The following is a 20,158-nucleotide window of genomic DNA, read 5'->3' as shown; positions in this document are numbered from 1 at the left end:
CAAGCGTCAGCCGCTTACAGCGCGCTGTCCTGGATGGTCAGGGTGGTCGCTTCATGCTGCGCATCGGCGCCCTTGTAGCGCAGGACGTCGAAGGCGCAGGTGACGATTTTGTTTTTCTCGCCGTCGTCGATCTTGGCCGACGTGATCTTGATGCGGCCCATGGCCAGTGCCAGCACGTCGGCGGTTGGCGCCGTGCCCGACGCCATGGCGTAGGCCAGCGGGATTTCCGTCTCGGACTTGAAGTAGTCGAGATAGGTGGCGTCCTGCAGCAGCACCGTGAACTGGCCCGAGCCCATGACCTTGCCGCGCGAGGCGGCCGTGGCGTACTTCGAGCCGATCACCGGGTCGACCTTGACCTGGCCGTCGAGCGAGACAGACATGCCGGTGCAGATCTGCGACGGGATGCCGTTCACCGACAGCATCGCCGTGGCGCCCGAGAACTTGCCGGTGCCAGGCGCGGCCAGCGGCGTGGGGAAGTACGGCACGGCCGTGGTCGGGCCTTCCGCCTTGCCCATCAGGGTGAAGTCCAGGCTGGTGATGCCGTTCGGCTGCACGGCGATATCCATCTTGCTGACCAGCTGGTCGACGAAGCTGCGGTGCACGCCGATCTTCGGGTCCTGCACTTCGGCCGTGAACCAGTCGGTGGTGTGGCCGCTCAAAGGGGTGAAGCTGCGCTTGCCCACCGCCGCCACGCCGACCGAGTCGCCGGCCGCCTTGACGATCATGGCCGAACCATCCATGAACTGGCCATTCAGGTTGGTCGCCGTCACCGACGTGACGAAGAAGTTCTTCGCGTTGTTGGCGGCCGCCGGCGCCGTCATGCCGGTGATGCGCACCACGCTGCCGGCGCGGAAACCCTCGGCCAGCCAGGAACCGGCGCTGCGCGTCAGGCCGGAGGCGGCGGCAGCGATGGTGGTTTGCGCGGCAGCGACGCCGCCGGCCGTGAAGTCGCGGCGCAGCAGCGCCGCCATCAGCGGCGCATAGGTGCCGCACGCCGCTTCGGCCTTGATGGCGCCCGTCGTGCGGAAATTGCCCAGGCGGGTATCGCCCTGCTGCTGGCTGGCGTCGATTTCGGCGCTCGCATATTTGTCCGCTTCCGTGTCGAAGGTGGCCGTGACGCGGGGATAAATCTGGCCGCCGCCTGCGGCGGCCTTGCTGCCTTCGGCGCTTTGTTTGCTGATAACGATCAAGCTGTCGATGCCGTTTGCTGTCGATGCCATAAGTAATACCTTTCGTGGGATGAAAAAAAGACCACAGGTGTGGTCTTGAGGGGAGAACAGTCAACAATCGGGAAAATAAAAAGCCCGCGCGCGGTGAGGCGGCGGGCTGGCGTCCGGATGGCGCGGGGCCGTGCCGGACGAAAGATGGGCGAAGGAGCCATGAAGGCCGTTCGCTGCGCTGAATTCCCCTATCGGTGTCGCGCCGAAAGCGCGTCTATTACGAGTGGAGAAGCATGTGGTCCTGCGGTGTTGCTGTTGCTGCGTGATCGAGACTCTATTGTAGGGGCGTTTTTTGCATCACCAGGCATATTGCAGAATTTTTTCAGTGACCCAGGCGGCGCATGGCGCGGGCCCCGTGCGACTGGAAGATGCCTTCCAGCTCGCTGACCATATCCTTGATGCGTTCGAGCTCAAAGCCGCCGGAGCAGCTGATGGCCGCTTCACCGGCACCGTGGCACGCCTTGCAGACGACGGGCGCGCCGGCCTGCATGGCGGCGACGACGCCCGTACCGTGGCAAACCTTGCATTTGCTGTCGAGCCAATGCGCGAGCGACGCTTCGGCCACGCGGCGGTACAAGGTATTGGCGGCCTGCGCATCCCAGGCCGTCTGCGCCTTGACCCAGCGCCGCGCGCGGCCCTTCTGCGTCACGGCCGCCGTCCAGGCGCGCAGCAGCTGCGCCAGGTTGCCGGCATTGCCCTCGAACAGGCGGCTGACGGTGCCGTCCGCGTATTTGACGCGGCACAGCAAGGCGCCCATGTCGCCGGCCAGCGCCGCGGCCGCGATCACGTCCAGGTCGTGGTGGACGGCATCGTCGCGCAGGTTCTGCGACGACAGCGATGCGATGAATTTTTCTGCAAACCCCATGATTTTCTCCTCGTTGATTCTTGTCTTAGTTTTCCCGCGCCGGCCCGAACAGGGCCGCCACCAGCGGATCGCGGCGCGCCGCACCGCGTGGCCAGCTGGCCGTGCGGCGCACCTGCGGCGGCAGTTCGGCCCAGCCGTCGACCTCGTCTTCCTGCTCGCCCAGCGCGTACAGGGCGGGCCGCTGGCGTCCCGGCTCCGTGCAATGGCGCTGCGCCAGGTGGATCTGCCCCATGCCGCACATGTGGCGCAAATAGCGGCTCATGGTGCCCGCGTCGAGTCCCAGCAAGGCGGACAACTGCGCCGCGCTGGCCTGGCCCTGCTCGCGGATGTACTGCGCGATGCGGGCGACATGCAGCTGCGACTTCTTGCTGCGTCCCTGTAACTGGCGCCCCTGCCGCGGCGCCGCCCTGCTTTCAACCGACTGACTGCTGTTCAACATCTGCCTGACCTCCCGTGGTGTCGCCAACCGGCAAACGCTGTAGTGCGTTTGCGACAGGCAACGAGTGGACTTTATCAATCGCTAATGTTAAAGTCAAGCATTTGGTAATTTATCAAACGGTAAATTTCAGGTTTAATGTGGAGATGAATATGTATCAATACAGACGCGACCGCCTGCTGGCCTTGATCCGCGAGCACTACGACAACACGCGCAAGAAAATTTCCGACGTCAGCGGCTGGAGCGAGGCGCGCATCTCGCAAATCCTCTCGCCCACCTACCGCGAGGGACGCGCGTTCAGCGAAAAGATCGCGCGCAAGCTGGAAGCGGATCTGCAGCTGGACAGCATGTACTTCGACCAGGGCGCGGCGCCCGACCAGGCGGCCATGGCCGCGCGCGCGCTGGCCGGCGTGCAGCCCGTGGTCGTGGAAGATGGCGAAGATGAACGCTTCTACCCGATCCGCAAGGTGAAGCTGCGCCTGTCGGCCGGCATCACGGGCTTTGCCATCGAACCGGAAACGCACGACGGCAGCACCATCAGCGTGCCGCGCAGCTGGGTCGAGCGCAATGGCTACCACCCTGAAAAACTGGTGGCGATCAAGGTCAAGGGCGAGAGCATGGAGCCGGCCCTGTACGAGGACGATGTGGTGATCATCAATACGGCCGACAACCGGCCGGCCGACGGCATCGTGTTTGCCATCAATTACGAAGGCGAACCGGTGGTCAAGCGCATGGCGCGCGACATCGGCGAATGGTGGCTGACGTCGGACAACCCCGACCAGCGCAAATACCACCGCAAGCTGTGCCGCGGCAATGAATGCCTGATCGTCGGCAGGGTCGTGCGCAAGGAAAGCGACCGGATCTGAGAACGAAGTTTATCGGTTGATAAACTTCGTTCTCATCATGGCGCTTAAGCCAGCGCTGCCTGGATCTGCTGCAGTGATGCCGGGTCATCCATCGACGTCAGGTCGCCCGGGCTGCGCCCTTCGCAGATGGCCTGGATCGAACGGCGCAGCAGCTTGCCCGAGCGCGTCTTCGGCAACTGCGCCACGAACAGCACGCGCGCGGGCCGCGCCACGGCGCCCAGCTGGCGGTCGACGACGGCCATCACTTCGCGTTCCAGCGCCGTTTTCGCCTCGACGCTGTCGAAACCCCGCGGGTCCTTGAGGATCACGAAAGCCATCGCCACCTGGCCTTTGAGCTTGTCTTCCACGCCCACCACCGCCACTTCCGACACGTTCGGATGGCTGGTGATGCTTTCCTCGATTTCGCGCGTGCCCAGGCGGTGGCCGGCCACGTTGATCACGTCGTCCGTGCGGCCCAGAATGAAGTAATAGCCGTCCGCGTCGCGCACGCCCCAATCGAAGGTCGAATACACTTGACGACCGCTGAAGGTGGACCAGTAGGTGTCGACGAAACGAGAGTCGTCGCCGTAGACCGTCTGCATGCAGCCGGGCGGCAGCGGGCCTTCCAGCACCAGCACGCCCTTCTCGTTGGCGCCGCACTCCTCGCCCGTCGCCTCGTTGAGCAGCTTGACGCGGTAGCCGTACATGGCCTGGCCGGGGCTGCCCAGGCGCGTCGGCGTGTCGGCAATGCCCTTGGCCACCGAGAGAATGGGCCAGCCCGTCTCCGTCTGCCAGTAGTTGTCGATGATGTCCACCTTCAGTTCGTCGGCGATCCACTGCGACGTGGTTTCATCGAGCGGCTCGCCTGCCAGGTACAGGGCCTTCAGGGAAGACAAATCGTATTTGCGCATCAGTTCCACCGGGTGCTTGCGCAGCACGCGGATGGCCGTCGGCGCAGAGAACATGCGCGTGACCTTGTATTTTTCAACGATGCTCCACCAGATGCCCGCATCGGGACAGATGGGCAAGCCCTCGTACAGGATGGTGGCCATGCCGGCGATCAGCGGGCCGTAGACGATGTAGGAGTGTCCCACCACCCAGCCGATATCCGAGGTGGCAAAGAAGGTTTCGCCGGGCTTGCCGCAGAAGTTGTACTGCATCGACGACGCCAGCGCCACCGCATAGCCGCCCACGTCGCGCTGCACGCCCTTCGGTTTGCCCGTCGTGCCCGAGGTATACAGCACGTACGACGGCTCGTTCGATTCGAGCCAGGCGACTGGCACCTGCGCGTCCAGGTGCTGTTCGCGCAGGACCGCGTAATCGACGTCACGGCCAGGCGTCCGTTCCATCGGCACCAGATGGCGGTCGACCAGCAGCACATGCTGCGGCTTGTGCGCGGCGATGCGGATGGCTTCGTCGAGCAGCGGCTTGTAGGCAATCGCCTTGCCATTGCGCGAACCGGCATCGGCGGAAAACACCAATTTTGGCTGCGCATCGTCGATGCGGCTGGCCAGGCTGTTGGCGGCAAAGCCGCCGAACACCACGGAATGCACGGCGCCGATGCGCGCGCACGCGAGCATGGCAAACGCCGCCTCGGCGATCATCGGCATGTAGATCAACACGCGGTCGCCCTTGACCACGCCCAGCGACTGCAATATGGCGGCGCAGCGCTCCACTTCGCGCTGCAGCTCGCGAAAGCTGTAGCTGCGCTCCGTGTTCGTTTCGGTGGAAATGGCGATCAGCGCGGCGGCATCGCCCTGGCGGTCCACCCAGCGGTCGACGGCGTTGTGGCACAAATTCGTGGTGCCGCCGACGAACCATTTGGCGAACGGCGGGCGTGAATAATCGAGGACCTGCGAAAACGGGGTATGCCAGTCGATCTTGTCGGCTTCCTCGCGCCAGAAAACGTCAGGCGTGTCGATCGAGCGTTGATAAAATGCTGCGAAATTCATGTCTCCTCCGGTAGGCGTGCAATCTGTGTTTTTTTGTTCGTGCATGTTCTGCTTATCTGTTCATCTGCTTCCTCCAGTGTGGCTATGCTGTGTGGCGAGCAGCTGCCTTGAAAACAATGCCGGCTGCGCCGCCGCGCAACTGTTGCGTTCCTGCGCGATCCGCGCGCGGTTTTCCTCGAGGCTGGCGTCATCGAGCGGCATGCCAAACTGCCCATCGCCAGGCGCAACATCCTGCGGCGACATCACGCGCTGCAATACGATATCGCCCAGCGCCTTCTTGAAATGTCCGGCCTCCCAGTACCAGCGCGTGGCAGTGCCGCGCTCATTGGCGGCGGGTATCGGCTCGCAGTTGTATGCGCCATAGCCGCTGAAATCCGTGAGGGAAATATGCGCATCCGGGTAGCGCGCCTTGACCGCGCCCATTTCCCGCACCAGCTGTGCTTTCCATACTTCGAACAGGGGCCACAGCCCGGCAGCCTCGAACATGGCCAGCATTTGCGCGTGATACGGATAGATCACCAGCTTGATATCGGCCTCGGTGGCCGCCATCGCCAGCAAAAAGGTGCGCAGCAATCGAAAGTCTTCGGTGGCAAGGCTCCGCGTCGATTTGCGGCGCAAGCTGGCGGCGCTTTCCTGCGCCCGCTGCGTGAACATTTTGTGGTAGCCATCCCGGCGCGCATGGGCGCCGTACTCCAGCAAGGGATTGAAGCCATCGGCCGACAAGGTGGCCGCCTCATCGTCGTGCTGAATGCGCAGCGTGTGCACGGCATCCTTGACGGAGGCCAGCGAAAAGAGCGCATCGAAGCGCCAGAAGGCGCGGCCATGCGCCGGCGCGGCGGCCGCTGACGCCGGACGTGCGGACGGTGCGACGGCGGGATTGAGAAAATCGATGAATTCCATGCCCACGATGACCGTGCGCGGCTTGACGCCGGCCTGGCGCAGTTGCGCAAACTGGCTGGCGGATGTCGCCAGGCCCGTGCCCGGAATCGCCAGATTGTAGCCGGCGCCCAGCGCCGACAAGGCGCTGGCGCGCGGATCGAAGCCGATCTCCGCGCGCGAATTGCCGAGGATGATGAAGCGCGGCTGCCTGTGCAGCGCATGTTCCTGCTTGATCTGGTTCTGGTAGCGGCTCAGGCCCGGCTTGACGGCATTGAAATTATCGCGCCGGACGACGCCATACAGGCCATAAGGGTCGACAACGAAAACGAAGGCGCCCACCAGCACGGCGCCCCCCGCCAGCACCAGCGCCAGTACGGCCAGATAGGATTTGAAAGGGGATGCCGTCATGATGCGCCCTCTCTAGAATTGAAAATACAGGAATTCAGCGGGCCGGTTCAGGGCCAGCATGCTCGCCAGCGCGAGCACGGCGATGGCGGCCGCCCACGCAGGCGAGGCGCGCCAGGTGAGCCAGGCGCGCAGGTGTCGCCCACCAGCAGGAAAATCCAGCGCCGGATCAAAGTGGCGCATGATCTGCTGCGTATTCGGCATGGAAAAAGTAATCAGCGCTGCCACCGCTATCCACGTCCAGCTTTCAATGAACACCGTGCCGCCGCCCAGGTAATAGCCCATGCCCATGGCGGCCAGCACAGGCTGAAGCGGCAGCAAATGGGGAGCCAGCGCATCGGGCAAATCCAGGCCAAAGCCGCCCGCCATGCCTTGGATGATTGTCAGGGCGGTGGCCATGTCGGGTGCGCGAAAGAAGACCCAGGCGACGCAGACGGCAATGAAAGTGAGGGCCGTCGCCAGGATGTTGCCAACGCGCGTATCTGACGGCAGGTGCAGCTTGCGCGTCACCGTGCTCCAGGCCTTGTGGATCGCCAGGTAAGCGCCATGCAGCGCGCCCCAGACGATGAAATTCCAGCCGGCGCCATGCCACAGGCCGCCCAGCACCATGGTGATCATCAGGTTCAGGTAGCGCCGCACGGGCCCGCAGCGGTTGCCGCCCAGCGGGATATACAGGTAGTCGCGCAGGAAGCGCGACAGGGTCATGTGCCAGCGGCGCCAGAATTGCGCGATATTGCGCGCCTTGTAGGGCGAAGCAAAATTCAGCGGCAGCCGCACGCCAAATAATCTCGACAAGCCGATGGCCATGTCGGAATAGCCGGAGAAATCGAAGTACAACTGGAAGGCATACGCGAGCACGCCAGCCCAGGCGATCAGCAAGGATGGCGCGGCGGGGTCACTGAACAAGGGCGCCGAATAGGCGCCGATATTGTCGGCAATCAGCACCTTCTTGGCCAGGCCGATGAAAAAAATCGTGCTGCCGATGGCGATATTGCTGGCCGACAGGCGGAAGGTACGCCGGTCGGCGAATTGCGGCATCATTTCCTTGTGATGCAAGACAGGACCGGCAATCAGATGCGGGAAATACGTGACGAACAGCAGATAGTGGACGAAGCGGCTTTCCTGCGCCTTGCCCTTGCAGGTGTCGACCAGGAAGGCGATCTGCGTAAACGTGAAAAACGAGATGCCGATCGGCAGAATCACGTGCAAAGAGGGAATTGGCTGCGCCAGCAATTGCGCCAGACTGGCAATGAAAAATCCCGCGTATTTATAGTAGGCAAGCAAGCCGAGGTTGGCGGCAATGGCGGCAGCCAGTATCCATTTCTTGCGCGGCCGGGGGCTGGCCGCCAGCCAGGCCGCGCAGCCATAGTTAAAGACAACGGAGCCCAGCAACAGCGGCAGGTAGCGGTAATCCCAGTACGCATAGAAGAACAGCGACGACGACGCCAGCCAGGCGGCAGCCCATAATTCGCTGCGCCGTCCCAGGATGAAAAAACCGGCCACCGTGATGGGCAGATACGCGAACAGGAAGACGTAAGAGTTAAATAACATCAGTTCACCCGTCGGGAAGTATGGGAGGTCGCCAGCGTCTGCGCTGCACGCATCGCGGCTGACGCTCCCCCATTTTCCTTGTCGCTCAGTTTCTTTGCTAGCAGAAATATCAACTGATCTGCCTGCGCATCGGCCTACCTGGCCTTAAAACGCGTCGCCGGGAATGCGCACGCTGCCTTCCATCAGTACGCGCGCGCTGCGGCTCATGATGGCCTTGGTTACGCCCCATTGGCCATCGACCTGCTGCGCTTGCGCGCCCACCGTCAGGGTGCCCGACGGGTGGCCGAAGCGCACCGAGTTGCGGGGTCCGCCGCCCGCTGCCAGGTTCACCAGGGTGCCGGGAATAGCCGCCGCCGTGCCGATGGCAACTGCCGCCGTGCCCATCATGGCGTGGTGCAGCTTGCCCATCGACAGAGCGCGCACGAGCAGGTCGATGTCGCCCGCCTCCACCTTTTTCCCGCTCGACGACACATAGCCGGCCGGTTTGGCGACAAAGGCCACCTTCGGCGTGTGCTGGCGCTTCGCCGCTTCATCGAGATGGGAAATCAAACCCATGCGCAGCGCGCCATGCGCGCGGATGGTCTCGAAGCGGGCCAGCGCGGCCGGATCGCCATTGACGGCGTCCTGCAGTTCCGTGCCCGTGTAGCCGATGGCGTGCGCATCGACGAAAATCGTCGGGATGCCCGCGTTGATCATCGTGACTTTCAACACGCCGATGCCGGGCACGTCGAGGTCATCGACGAGGTTGCCAGTAGGAAACATGGCCGAGCTGCCACCATCGCCGCCCTCCTCGTCCGCGGCCGGGTCGAGGAATTCCAGCTTCACTTCGGCGGCCGGGAAGGTCACGCCATCGAGTTCGAAGTCGCCCGTTTCCTGTACTTCGCCCTGCGTCATGGGCACGTGGGCGATGATGGTCTTGCCGATATTGGCTTGCCAGATGCGCACCGTGGCGATGCCATCGGCAGGCACGCGGGCCGCGTCCACCAGGCCGCTGGCAATGGCGAACGAGCCGACGGCGGCCGACAGGTTGCCGCAGTTGCCGCTCCAGTCGACGAACGGCTTGTCGATCGAGACCTGGCCGAACAGGTAGTCGACGTCGTGCTCCGGCATCGTGCTTTTCGCCAGAATCACCGTCTTGCTGGTGCTCGACGTGGCGCCGCCCATGCCGTCGATCTGCTTGCCGTAAGGGTCGGGACTGCCGATCACGCGCAGCAGCAAGGCGTCGCGCGCCGCGCCCGGCACTTGCGCGCTGGCGGGCAAATCCTGCAGACGGAAGAACACGCCCTTGCTGGTGCCGCCACGCATGTAGGTGGCGGGGATCTTGATTTGGGGTACGTGGGTCATGAATTTTCCTGGAAGAGGTAGGTCGGATCAGCGGGGCATCGCCGCGCGTAATCCGACACATTGTTGGCGCGTTTTGGCAGATAAGGTCGGATTACGCGCAAGCGCTAATCCGACCTACCGTTACGCGGCTTTCGAAGATTCGAGGAAATCCTGCGCGAATCGTTGAAGAACGCCGCCCGCCTCGTAAATCGACACCTCTTCCGCCGTATCGAGGCGGCAGGTGACGGGCACTTCGACCGTGTCGCCGTTCTTGCGGTGGATGACGAGGGTCAAGGTGGAACGCGGCGTGCGCTCGCCCACGACGTCGTAGGTTTCGCTGCCGTCCAGGCCCAGGGTCTTGCGGTTCACGCCTGGCAAAAACTCCAGCGGCAGCACGCCCATGCCCACCAGGTTGGTGCGGTGGATGCGTTCAAAACCTTCGGCCACGATGGCTTCCACGCCCGCCAGGCGCACGCCCTTGGCGGCCCAGTCGCGCGAGGAACCCTGGCCATAGTCGGCGCCGGCGATGATGATCAGGGGCTGCTTGCGCTCCATGTACACCTCGATGGCTTCCCACATGCGCGAGATTTTGCCTTCCGGCTCGATGCGCGTGAGCGAACCGGCCTTCACCTTGCCGTCCTCGATGACCATCTCGTTCTTCAAGGTCGGATTGGCGAACGTGGCGCGCTGCGCCGTCAAATGGTCGCCCCGGTGCGTGGCGTAGGAATTGAAGTCTTCCTCGGGCAAACCCATCTTCGCCAGGTATTCGCCGGCCGCGCTATCGAGCATGATGGCGTTCGATGGCGACAAGTGGTCGGTGGTGATATTGTCGCCGAGGACGGCCAGCGGACGCATGCCTTTCAAGGGCCGCGCGCCGGCCAGCGCGCCTTCCCAGTACGGCGGACGGCGGATATACGTCGTCTGCGGACGCCAGTCGTACAGCGGGCTGACCTTGATGCCGTCGTCCGCCTGCGCGGCGAACATCGGGATGTACACCTTGCGGAACTGCTCCGGCTTGACGCTGGACGCGACGATGGCGTCGATTTCCTCGTCCGACGGCCAGATATCTTTCAACAGAATCGGTTTGCCGTCAGCGTCATGGCCCAGCACATCCTTCTCGATATCGAAGCGGATGGTGCCGGCGATCGCGTAGGCCACCACCAGCGGCGGCGAGGCGAGGAAAGCCTGTTTCGCGTACGGGTGGATGCGGCCGTCGAAGTTGCGGTTGCCCGACAGGACGGCCGTGGCGTACAGGTCGCGCGACACTACTTCGTCCTGGATGACAGGGTCGAGCGCGCCCGACATGCCGTTGCACGAGGTGCAGGCGAAAGCCACCACGCCAAAGCCCAATGCTTCGAGTTCCGGCATCAGGCCCGCTTCCTGCAAGTACAGCTCCACGGTTTTCGAGCCGGGCGCCAGCGACGATTTGACCCACGGCTTGCGCGTCAGGCCCAGGCGGTTCGCATTGCGCGCGATCAGGCCGGCCGCGATCATGTTGCGCGGGTTGTTCGTATTGGTGCAACTGGTGATGGCGGCGATGATGACGGCGCCGTCCGGCATCTTGCCCGGTTCGTTTTCCACCACGCCGGAAATCCCGCGCGCGGCCAGTTCCGACGTCGGCACGCGGTTGTGCGGATTCGACGGCCCGGCGATATTGCGCACGACGGACGACAGGTCGAAGCTCAAGACGCGCTCGTACTGGGCGTCCACCAGGCTGTCTGCCCACAGGCCCGTCTCCTTGGCGTACAGCTCCACCAGTTTCACCAGTTCGTCGTCGCGGCCCGTCAGCTTCAGGTACTTGATGGTTTGCGCGTCAATGTAGAACATGGCGGCCGTGGCGCCGAATTCCGGCGCCATGTTGGAAATCGTGGCGCGGTCACCCAGGGTCAGGTGCGATGCGCCTTCGCCGAAGAATTCCAGGTAGGACGAGACGACCTTCTGCTTGCGCAAAAATTCCGTCAGCGCCAGCACCGTGTCGGTCGCCGTGATGCCCGGCTGTGGTTTACCCGTCAGCTTGACGCCGATGATGTCGGGCAGTCGCATCCACGAGGCGCGGCCCAGCATCACGCTTTCCGCTTCCAGGCCGCCTACGCCGATGGCGATCACGCCCAGCGCATCGACCATCGGCGTATGCGAATCCGTGCCCACCAGGGTGTCGGGATAGGCCACGCCATTTTGCACCTGGATCACGGGCGACATGCGCTCGAGGTTAATCTGGTGCAGGATACCGTTACCGGGCGGGATCACGTCAACGTTTTTAAAGGCCTTCTTGGTCCAGTCGATGAAATCGAAACGGTCTTCATTGCGGCGGTCTTCGATGGCCCGGTTCTTGGCGAAGGCGTCGGGGTCGAAACCGCCGCATTCGACGGCCAGCGAATGGTCCACTACCAGCTGCGTCGGCACGACGGGATTGACCAGGGCCGGGTCGCCGCCCTGGGCCGCGATGGCATCGCGCAGGCCGGCCAGGTCGACCAGGGCCGTCTGGCCCAGGATGTCATGGCAGACGACGCGGGCGGGAAACCACGGGAAATCGAGGTCGCGGCGGCGTTCGATGAACTGGCTCAGCGAGGCGTTCAGGGTGGCCGGGTCGCAGCGGCGCACGAGGTTTTCGGCCAGCACGCGCGAGGTGTAGGGCAAGGTGGCATAGGCGCCTGGGGCGATTGCATCGACGGCGGCGCGCGTGTCGAAGTAGTCCAGCCCTGTTCCCGGCAAGGGTTTGCGGTACAGGGTATTCATGGGGGTACTCATTGCGGTGCTCATTATTTGCGGTCCTTGATCGGCACGAATTCCAGGTCTTCCGGGCCGACGTAATTGGCGCTCGGGCGGATGATCTTGTTGTCGATGCGCTGTTCGATGATGTGGGCGGCCCAGCCCGAGGTGCGCGAGATGACGAACAGCGGCGTAAACATCGCCGTCGGCACGCCCATCATGTGGTACGACACGGCCGAGAACCAGTCCAGGTTCGGGAACATGTTCTTGATTTCCCACATGACCGATTCCAGGCGCTCGGCGATGTCGAACATTTTGGTCGATCCCGCTTCCTGCGACAGCGAACGGGCCACTTCCTTGATGACTTTATTGCGCGGGTCCGAAATCGTGTAGACGGGGTGGCCGAAGCCGATCACCACTTCCTTGTTGGCGACGCGTTCGCGGATATCCGCTTCCGCTTCGTCGGCATTGTCGTAGCGCTTCTGGATGTCCAGCGCCACTTCGTTCGCGCCGCCGTGTTTCGGGCCGCGCAGCGCGCCGATGGCGCCCGTGATGGCCGAATGGATGTCCGAACCCGTGCCGGCGATCACGCGGCTGGTGAAGGTCGACGCGTTGAATTCGTGTTCCGCATACAGGATCAGCGACGTGTGCATGGCTTTTTCCCACGACGCCGACGGTTTTTCGCCGTGCAGCAAGTGCAGGAAGTGGCCGCCGATCGAGTCGTCGTCTGTTTCCACTTCGATGCGCTTGCCGTTATGGCTGTAGTGGTACCAGTACAGCAGCATGGAGCCGAACGACGCCATCAGGCGGTCGGCGATGTCGCGCGCGCCCGGCGCGTTGTGATCGTCCTTTTCCGGCAGGGTGCAGCCGAGCACGGACACGCCCGTGCGCATCACGTCCATCGGGTGGGCGGCGGCCGGCAGCGCTTCCAGCGCCGCTTTCACTGCCGACGGCAAGCCGCGCAAGGACTTCAGCTTGGCCTTGTAGCCTTTCAGTTCCGCCAAGGTCGGCAGCTTGCCGTGCACCAGCAAATAGGCGATTTCCTCGAACTCGCAGCTGTCGGCCACGTCCAGGATGTCGTAGCCGCGGTAATGCAAATCGTTGCCGGTCTTGCCGACCGAGCACAGCGCCGTGTTGCCGGCGGTGACGCCGGACAGGGCGACGGATTTTTTAGGCTTGAAAGTGGCGGCTTGCGGTGCGGTCATTGTGTTCTCCAGATTGAATAGTCTCGGGTGCGTCACTGCGGGACCGGCATGCGGTCCCTGTTTCTTTACTTATTTCTTTTGCGCGGCGAACAGCGCGTCGAGTTTTTGCTCGAAATCATGATAATTGATCGATTCATACAGTTCCATGCGCGTCTGCATGGTGTCGACGACGTTCTTTTGCGTACCGTCGCGGCGCAGCGCCTGGTAGACGTTTTCCGCCGCCTTGTTCATGGCGCGGAAGGCGGACAGCGGGTACAGGGCCAGGCCCACGTGGGCGCTGCGCAGTTCGTCCAGGGTGAACAGTGGCGTGGAACCGAATTCCGTGATGTTGGCCAGGATCGGCACGTTGACGGCCTTGGCGAACGTGGCGTACATGTCCAGGTCCGTGATGGCTTCCGGGAAGATCATGTCGGCGCCCGCTTCGACGCAGGCGACGGCGCGCTCCAGTGCCGCTTCCAGGCCATCGACGGCCAGCGCATCGGTACGCGCCATGATGACGAAATTCGGGTCCGTGCGCGCATCGACGGCCGCCTTGATGCGGTCGACCATCTCTTCCTTGCTGACGATTTCCTTGCCCGGACGGTGACCGCAGCGCTTGGCGCCCACCTGGTCTTCGATGTGCAGGCCGGCCGCGCCGAACTTGATCATCGATTTCACCGTGCGCGCCACGTTGAAGGCGGAGGCGCCGAAGCCCGTGTCGGCGTCGACCAGCAGCGGCAGGTCGCACACGTCGGTGATGCGGCGGATGTCGGTCAGCACGTCGTCCAGGCTGGAAATGCCCAGGTCTGGCAAGCCCAGCGAGCCGGCCGCGACGCCGCCGCCGGACAGGTAGATGGCTTTATAGCCGGCGCGCTTGGCCAGCAAGGCGTGGTTGGCGTTGATGGCGCCGACGACTTGCAACGGGGATTCTTCCTGGACGGCCTTGCGGAATGCGGCACCTGCGGAGTATTGAGTCATGTGTTCACCTTATGGGTTTCGGACGGTCCCGAATGTTTCACGGAGTGGCTATGAACATTGATATTGCAAATGCCGTGCCAGCACCATGCGCTCGCGCGGAAAATGCGCCACGGCACAGTGAAAACCATTGTAAACCGCCACGCGGCAGCACTGCAGGCGCTGCCACGCCAGGCAACAGCGATGTCACGATTCAGGCCAACGATGTTTCAAATATGTTTCAATCATTCCATTTGAAACATTGAAACATGAAACGTGCCGGGCTGCCACCAGGCAGGCGGGACGCCAGACGCGCACATAAAAAAAGCCGGCGGGCGCCGGCTGCAGGTTTGCTGGAAATTCAAGGACTAGGCCAGCCGCACCAGCGGGTTGGCGATGATGTTGTCGATCTGGCGCACGGCTTCCTCGCAGGCGGCGGCAATGGCGCCCTCCTCGTCGTCGCGCACGAATTGCATGGTCGAGCCTTCGAACACTTCCAGGCCTTCCGCCGTGGCGCGTTCGATGTCGCAACTGGCCGACCATTTGCCATCGGTGGTGGGCACGGCCAGGGGAACGATTTCCCAGCCTTTATAGTGAATTTTAGAACTGCTATTCATGGGGTGCCTCCTTTGACTGACTCAATACTGGAAATCGTAGCACGAAGCGCTGCCGGCAGCGACGTGTTTCACGCGCCGGCCGTAGTCAGGCGCGTTTTCGGGCTAAACGATTTACGCTGGCTCAAGGGCGCAGCAGATTATCCACTTCCGTCCTGGCCACTTCCAGGCCCGCCGTGCAAGCGGTCTCGGGCGCCGCGTAGCCGCCCAGGGTGCGGCTGCGCGTGATCGCCTGCGCTTCGGGTTCGCCCTCGCGCTGCAGGCGGTAGGTAAAATCCCATAAATCGTCATTATCCTTTTGCGGGGTCACGGAAATCGTAAAACCGCGGTACTGTTCGCTGCGTGCAGTGATATCGTTCATGAATTCCTCCTTGGAAGAATGAGGTTACCATGCTGCAAGCGCGAGCGTGCGCACGACTGCGAAGGAGGCATGCATGCCCGCTTATCTGTTTTTCGCATGTCAAATGTCAATTTGCAGCATTTTTTTAGCGAACTCTGGCGATATAATGCCATTCCCTTGCCCGTCCCTTGCCGCCGTGATGACTCCACAAATCCAAGCCTTCTTCGACCCGACCACCGCCACCGTCACCTACGTTGTCTACGAAGCCGATGGCCGGGACTGCGCCATCATCGATTCCGTGCTCGATTACGACCCGAAGGCGGGCCGCACCTCCACCGCCTCGGCCGACAAGGTAATCGCCTTCGTGCGCGAACACGGCTTGCAGTGCCGCTGGCTGCTGGAAACCCACGCGCACGCCGATCATCTTTCCGCCGCGCCCTACCTGCAGCAGCAGCTGGGCGGCGACGTGGCCATCGGCGCCGCCATCCAGACGGTGCAGCAGGCCTTCGCGGCCGTCTATCACCAGGACGGCGCCAAAGCCGACGGCTCGCAGTTCGACCAGCTGTTCGCGCCCGACCAGGTGTTTCATATCGGCAAACTGGAAGTACGCGCGCTGCACGTGCCCGGCCACACGCCGGCCGACCTGGCGTACCAGATCGGCGACGCCGTCTTCGTCGGCGACACCTTGTTCATGCCGGACGTAGGCTCGGCCCGCTGCGACTTCCCCGGCGGTTCCGCTACCCTGCTGTACCGCTCCGTGCAGCGCTTGCTGGCGCTGCCGCCGCAAACGCGGCTGTTCATGTGCCACGATTACCCGCCCAACGGCCGCGAGGCGCGCTGGGAAGTGACGGTGGCGGAACAGCGCGCCAGCAACATCCATTTGCGCGACGGCATCACGGAAGAGCAATTCGTGGCCATGCGCACGGGCCGCGACGCCACCCTCGACATGCCGACCCTGATCCTGCCTGCCATCCAGGTCAATATCAACGCAGGCAAGCTGCCCGAGCCGGAAGACAACGGCGTGCGCTACCTGAAGATTCCGCTCAACGCGCTGTAATTTCGCGGGGCCACGCTCCGCCCCCTCCTTCCCGCCTCATCGCACCTCCCCCTGGCGCCGCCTGCCCGCGCGCCAGCGCGGCATGCGCCCCTGCCTCCCCAAGCATCAGGAATCGTGAGCCGCGCGCTCAGTATTTACAATTTGCTTCGTCCTTCGTGGCGGCTTATCGTGTATCCGCAATCGCCTGGCCCTGCCTTCCGGGAGCCCGGGCACTTGCCAGCCGGCGCCGGCCCTGTTGCCATGCGCTCCACTTTCCCCCTTCCTTTGCCTGGACAGGCACCACGATGACTTACTTGACCTATGCCAGCCCCCTGCCGCCTGCGCCGCCCTTGCGCCGCATCGATGCCGCCGCAGCCAGCCAGTCCGACGACATTCCCGGCGTGTGGACGCAGGTGCGCGGCATGGCGCAGCAGCTCGCCGAGCTGATACTGCCGCAAGACAGCCCCGCCGGGCTGCCGCCATCTTGGCACAGCGCCTGGGCGCGCGCGATATGCGCCCGGCCGTGCTGCGGCCCCTGTTCGAGGACAATCCAAGCACGCAGCCGCCCATCCTGGCCAGCATCACGGCCGACCTTGCGGCCATCGCGCAGCGCGATCCCGCCTGCCCCGACAGCCTGCACGCGCGACTGAACCTGAAGGGTTTTCACGCGCTGCAAACCTGCCGCATGGCGCACCATCTGTGGACGGCGGGCCGCAGCGAGGCCGCCTTTGCCCTGTCCAGCCATGCGGCCGGCGTCTTCGGCATCGACATCCATCCGGCCGCGCGCATCGGCGCGGGCATCATGCTCGATCAGGGCAGCGGCATCGTCATCGGCGAAACGGCCGCAGTCGACGACAACGTCTCCATCCTGCAGAACGTCACCCTGGGCGGCACCGGCAAGGAGCATGGCTACCGCCATCCGAAGATACGCTCGGGCGTGATGCTGGGCGCGGGCGCCAATATCCTCGGCAACATCGAAATCGGCACCATGAGCAAGGCGGCAGCCGGCAGCGTGGTCCTGCAGGACGTGCCCGCCCATTGCACGGTGGCCGGCATTCCCGGGCGCATCGTCCGCTGCCGCCTGGCCGACAGCCCGCCCGCCTTCGAGATGGGCCAGATGCTGCAGCGGCGCCCACGCACCAGACATGGCGTCAAACGCAACAATATAGTGCAAATGATGCGTCTTCCGCCATGCCAAATCCCTCGTTACCATGGAATCACTCTTATTGGATGGACAAGCCACCTTATGAATTCGCCGTCAAAACCCCTACCTCCAAGCCAGCAGGCCACCCCGGCCGGCACCGCCACCATGCCCGTGCGCGGCGCCCTTGCCAGCCTGTCCCTGTCGATGCTGCTGCCCGCGCTGGGCACCAGCATCGCCAACGTGGCCCTGCCCGACATGGCCAGGGCCCTGCATGCGCCGTTCCAGGACGTGCAATGGATCGTGCTGGCCTACCTGCTGGCCATCACCGCGCTGATCGTCAGCGTGGGCCGCCTCGGCGACATGCTCGGCCGGCGCCGCCTGCTGCTGGCCGGCATCGCCCTGTTCGCCGCCGCCTCCATCCTGTGCGCCCTGTCGCCCACCCTGTGGCTGCTGGTCGCCGCGCGCGCCCTGCAGGGCCTGGGCGCTGCCGTCATGATGGCGCTGACCATGGCCTTTGTCGGCAGCACCGTGCCCAAGGCCAGGACGGGCAGCACCATGGGCCTGCTCGGCACCATGTCGGCCGTCGGCACAACGCTCGGGCCCGCGCTGGGCGGCCTGCTGATCGCGCGCTTCGGCTGGCAAGCCATCTTCCTCGTCAACGTGCCGCTGGCCGGCGTGGCGCTGCTGCTGGCCTGGCGTTACCTGCCGGCTGACCGGGGCGGCGCGCACGCCAGGCGGCCCGTGTTCGACCACCGCGGCACCTTGCTGCTGGCGCTGACCCTGGCCGCGTACGCGCTGGCCATGACCCTGGGGCGCGGCCATTTCGGCATGCGCAACGTGGCGCTGCTGCTGGCCGCCTGCGTGGGCGGCGCCCTGTTCGTGTATGTGGAACTGAAGGCGCCGGCGCCGCTGATCCGCCTGGCCATGCTGCGCGCGCCCGTGCTCAGCGCGGGCCTGGCGACCAGCATGCTGGTGTCGACGGTCATGATGTCGACCCTGGTGGTCGGCCCGTTCTACCTGGCGCGCGGCCTGGGCCTGGGCACGGCCGTCACCGGCATGGTGCTGGCGGCCGGGCCGCTGGTGGCGGCGTTCTGCGGCGTGCCGTCCGGCTGGCTGGTGGACCGCTACGGCGCGCAGCGCATGGGCGGCGCGGGCCTGTGCGGCGCGGCCGCCGCCTGCCTGGCACTGTCGCTGCTGCCGGCCAGCCTGGGCATCCCCGGCTACGTCGCACCGATCATGCTGCTCACGGCCAGCTATGCGCTGTTCCAGGCGGCCAACAATACCGCCGTGATGGGCGACATCGTGCCCGAGCAGCGCGGCCTCATTTCCGGCATGCTCAATCTGTCGCGCAATCTGGGCCTCGTCACGGGCGCCTCCGTGATGGGCGCCGTCTTCGCCGCCGGCGCTGGCGATATCGCTGGCGCCCGGCCTGCCGCCATGATCCGTGGCATGCACGCCACCTTTGCCGTCGCCAGCGCGCTGATACTCGCCGCGCTGGCCATTTTCGCACTCGGCCGCGCCCTGGCCAAGCCCCCTACGCCTTCTGGAGACCCCGCATGATGCGCCCCCGTCCGACCCCGTCCCTGCCCTTCCCACTGCTGCTGGCCCTGGCCTGCAGCGCCGCCTTGTCCGGCTGCGGCCGCTCCCAGGCCTCGCCCGGAAACCCGCCGCCCAAGCCGACCGTTTCCGTGGCGCTGCCGGAAACGTCGATGGTGCAGGCAAGCCTCGACTACACGGGCCGCATCGAGCCGTCGCAGCGCGTGGAAGTGCGCTCGCGCGTATCGGGCTACTTGCAGCAAATCGCGTTTCGCGACGGCCAGCAGGTCAAGGCCGGCGATGCGCTGTTCGTCATCGACCCGCGCCCCTTCGCGGCGGCGCGCGACCGCGCCCGGGCCAGCCTGGCCCAGGCCCATGCGCGCAGCAAGCTGGCCACGGCCCAGTTCGAACGCAGCAGCCGGCTGCAGCAGACGGGCGCGGCCAGCACCGAGGAGCTGGAAAGGGCGCGCGGCGAGCTGGAAGGCGCGCAGGCGGCCGTCATGCTGAGCCAGGCGGAATTGCGCAGCGCCGAACTGGAACTGTCCTTCACCACCATGCGCGCGCCCATCGCCGGCACGGTGTCGGACCGCCGCGTCGACGTCGGCAACTACGTGGCCGGCGGCGCCGCGCAAAGCGGCGTGCTGACCACCATCGTCGCGCACAGCCCCGTGCGCGCCACGGTCGACCTGTCGGAAGCGGATTTCCAGCGCCTGCGCCAGCAAAGCAGGCTGCCGTCCAAGGTGCAGCTGGCGCTCGACGGCGGCGGTCCCGCCCAGGATGCCAGCGTCGATTTTGTCGACAACGAGATCAGCGCCCGCTCGGGCACGGTGCGCCTGCGCGCCAGCCTGGCCAACGCCGACCACGCCGTCATGCCGGGCAGCTTTGCGCGCGTGCGCATTCCCGTCGGCGCGGCGCAAGAGCGCCTGCTGGTGCCCGACGCCGCCATCCTCAGCGACCAGAACAAAAAGATGGTGTTCATCGTGGACGCGGCGGGCAAGGTGGCGCCGCGCAAGCTGGAACTGGGCGGCCTGCAGGGCGACAAGCAGATCGTGCTGTCCGGCCTCGGACCGCGGGAGCGGGTCATCGTCTCCGGCGCGGCCAAGGTGCGCCCGGGCGACCAGGTCCTGGTGGCGACTCCCCGCGCCAGCGGCGCATAAGGAGCAAG

Annotated in this window: 17 protein-coding genes; 5 read left to right on the top strand and 12 right to left on the bottom strand. The window is 64.7% G+C overall.

Features of this window, described 5'->3' with window-relative positions; genetic code table 11:
* Positions 1-14: 14 nt before the first annotated feature.
* From IGS60_RS12920 to IGS60_RS12910, 3 genes are all read right to left on the bottom strand, one after another.
* Entirely contained in the window at positions 15-1,220 is a 1,206-nt protein-coding gene (locus IGS60_RS12920; RefSeq protein ID WP_230504769.1) for a phage tail tube protein, read from the bottom strand.
* A gap of 322 nt (positions 1,221-1,542) precedes the next feature.
* Complete coding sequence (locus IGS60_RS12915) at positions 1,543-2,085, bottom strand: zinc finger-like domain-containing protein (RefSeq protein WP_034783962.1); 543 nt, start codon at positions 2,083-2,085, stop codon at positions 1,543-1,545.
* Positions 2,086-2,110: 25 nt separating this feature from the next.
* The gene (locus IGS60_RS12910; RefSeq protein ID WP_230504767.1) at positions 2,111-2,524 is read right to left on the bottom strand and encodes a FeoC-like transcriptional regulator; all 414 of its coding nucleotides are present in this window, start codon (positions 2,522-2,524) and stop codon (positions 2,111-2,113) included.
* A 149-nt stretch (positions 2,525-2,673) separates the two neighbouring features.
* Here IGS60_RS12910 and IGS60_RS12905 point away from each other — a divergent pair, with 149 nt between their 5' ends.
* Positions 2,674-3,387: a S24 family peptidase gene (locus IGS60_RS12905; protein ID WP_070220944.1), complete on the top strand. Its 714-nt coding sequence runs from the start codon at positions 2,674-2,676 to the stop codon at positions 3,385-3,387.
* Between the two features lie 44 nt (positions 3,388-3,431).
* Here the strand turns inward: IGS60_RS12905 and IGS60_RS12900 are convergent, their stop codons facing one another.
* The 7 genes from IGS60_RS12900 to prpB all read right to left on the bottom strand — a co-directional run bounded on the left by IGS60_RS12900 (position 3,432) and on the right by prpB (position 14,347).
* The gene (locus IGS60_RS12900; protein WP_230504765.1) at positions 3,432-5,318 is read right to left on the bottom strand and encodes a propionate--CoA ligase; all 1,887 of its coding nucleotides are present in this window, start codon (positions 5,316-5,318) and stop codon (positions 3,432-3,434) included.
* Between the two features lie 60 nt (positions 5,319-5,378).
* Complete coding sequence (locus IGS60_RS12895; RefSeq protein WP_230504763.1) at positions 5,379-6,605, bottom strand: hypothetical protein; 1,227 nt, start codon at positions 6,603-6,605, stop codon at positions 5,379-5,381.
* A gap of 12 nt (positions 6,606-6,617) precedes the next feature.
* Complete coding sequence (locus IGS60_RS12890; RefSeq protein ID WP_230504761.1) at positions 6,618-8,153, bottom strand: MBOAT family protein; 1,536 nt, start codon at positions 8,151-8,153, stop codon at positions 6,618-6,620.
* Between the two features lie 144 nt (positions 8,154-8,297).
* The gene (gene prpF, locus IGS60_RS12885; protein ID WP_230504760.1) at positions 8,298-9,497 is read right to left on the bottom strand and encodes a 2-methylaconitate cis-trans isomerase PrpF; all 1,200 of its coding nucleotides are present in this window, start codon (positions 9,495-9,497) and stop codon (positions 8,298-8,300) included.
* A gap of 120 nt (positions 9,498-9,617) precedes the next feature.
* A complete protein-coding gene (acnD, locus tag IGS60_RS12880) occupies positions 9,618-12,212 on the bottom strand; it encodes a Fe/S-dependent 2-methylisocitrate dehydratase AcnD (protein WP_230504956.1) in 2,595 nt (864 codons plus the stop codon).
* Between the two features lie 23 nt (positions 12,213-12,235).
* Positions 12,236-13,390 (bottom strand): 2-methylcitrate synthase, encoded by a 1,155-nt coding sequence (prpC, locus tag IGS60_RS12875; protein ID WP_070220950.1) that lies wholly within the window; start codon positions 13,388-13,390, stop codon positions 12,236-12,238.
* A 69-nt stretch (positions 13,391-13,459) separates the two neighbouring features.
* Positions 13,460-14,347: a methylisocitrate lyase gene (gene prpB, locus IGS60_RS12870; RefSeq protein WP_070220951.1), complete on the bottom strand. Its 888-nt coding sequence runs from the start codon at positions 14,345-14,347 to the stop codon at positions 13,460-13,462.
* Between the two features lie 50 nt (positions 14,348-14,397).
* Between prpB and IGS60_RS12865 the strand changes: the two genes are divergently transcribed.
* A complete protein-coding gene (locus IGS60_RS12865) occupies positions 14,398-14,589 on the top strand; it encodes a hypothetical protein (RefSeq protein ID WP_230504758.1) in 192 nt (63 codons plus the stop codon).
* A 102-nt stretch (positions 14,590-14,691) separates the two neighbouring features.
* On the opposite strand, the gene IGS60_RS12860 is transcribed toward IGS60_RS12865, so the two are convergent.
* On the bottom strand, positions 14,692-14,940 hold the full coding sequence (locus IGS60_RS12860) for a hypothetical protein (protein ID WP_034751890.1): 249 nt from the start codon (positions 14,938-14,940) through the stop codon (positions 14,692-14,694).
* A gap of 121 nt (positions 14,941-15,061) precedes the next feature.
* Complete coding sequence (locus IGS60_RS12855) at positions 15,062-15,298, bottom strand: hypothetical protein (RefSeq protein ID WP_070257673.1); 237 nt, start codon at positions 15,296-15,298, stop codon at positions 15,062-15,064.
* 178 nt (positions 15,299-15,476) lie between these two features.
* Here IGS60_RS12855 and IGS60_RS12850 point away from each other — a divergent pair, with 178 nt between their 5' ends.
* The 3 genes from IGS60_RS12850 to IGS60_RS12835 all read left to right on the top strand — a co-directional run bounded on the left by IGS60_RS12850 (position 15,477) and on the right by IGS60_RS12835 (position 20,150).
* On the top strand, positions 15,477-16,334 hold the full coding sequence (locus IGS60_RS12850) for an MBL fold metallo-hydrolase (protein WP_230504756.1): 858 nt from the start codon (positions 15,477-15,479) through the stop codon (positions 16,332-16,334).
* 463 nt (positions 16,335-16,797) lie between these two features.
* Entirely contained in the window at positions 16,798-19,017 is a 2,220-nt protein-coding gene (epsC, locus tag IGS60_RS28455; RefSeq protein WP_306798483.1) for a serine O-acetyltransferase EpsC, read from the top strand.
* Positions 19,014-20,150 (top strand): efflux RND transporter periplasmic adaptor subunit, encoded by a 1,137-nt coding sequence (locus IGS60_RS12835; RefSeq protein ID WP_230504754.1) that lies wholly within the window; start codon positions 19,014-19,016, stop codon positions 20,148-20,150. Before epsC ends, IGS60_RS12835 begins: the two co-directional genes overlap by 4 nt.
* Positions 20,151-20,158: the final 8 nt, after the last annotated feature.

Origin of the sequence: Janthinobacterium sp. FW305-128, from assembly GCF_020858135.1 — a bacterium.
Taxonomy (GTDB): Bacteria; Pseudomonadota; Gammaproteobacteria; order Burkholderiales; family Burkholderiaceae_D; genus Janthinobacterium.
Note: the sequence above shows the minus strand (reverse complement) of the source record. Positions and strands in the feature narration are given on the sequence as shown.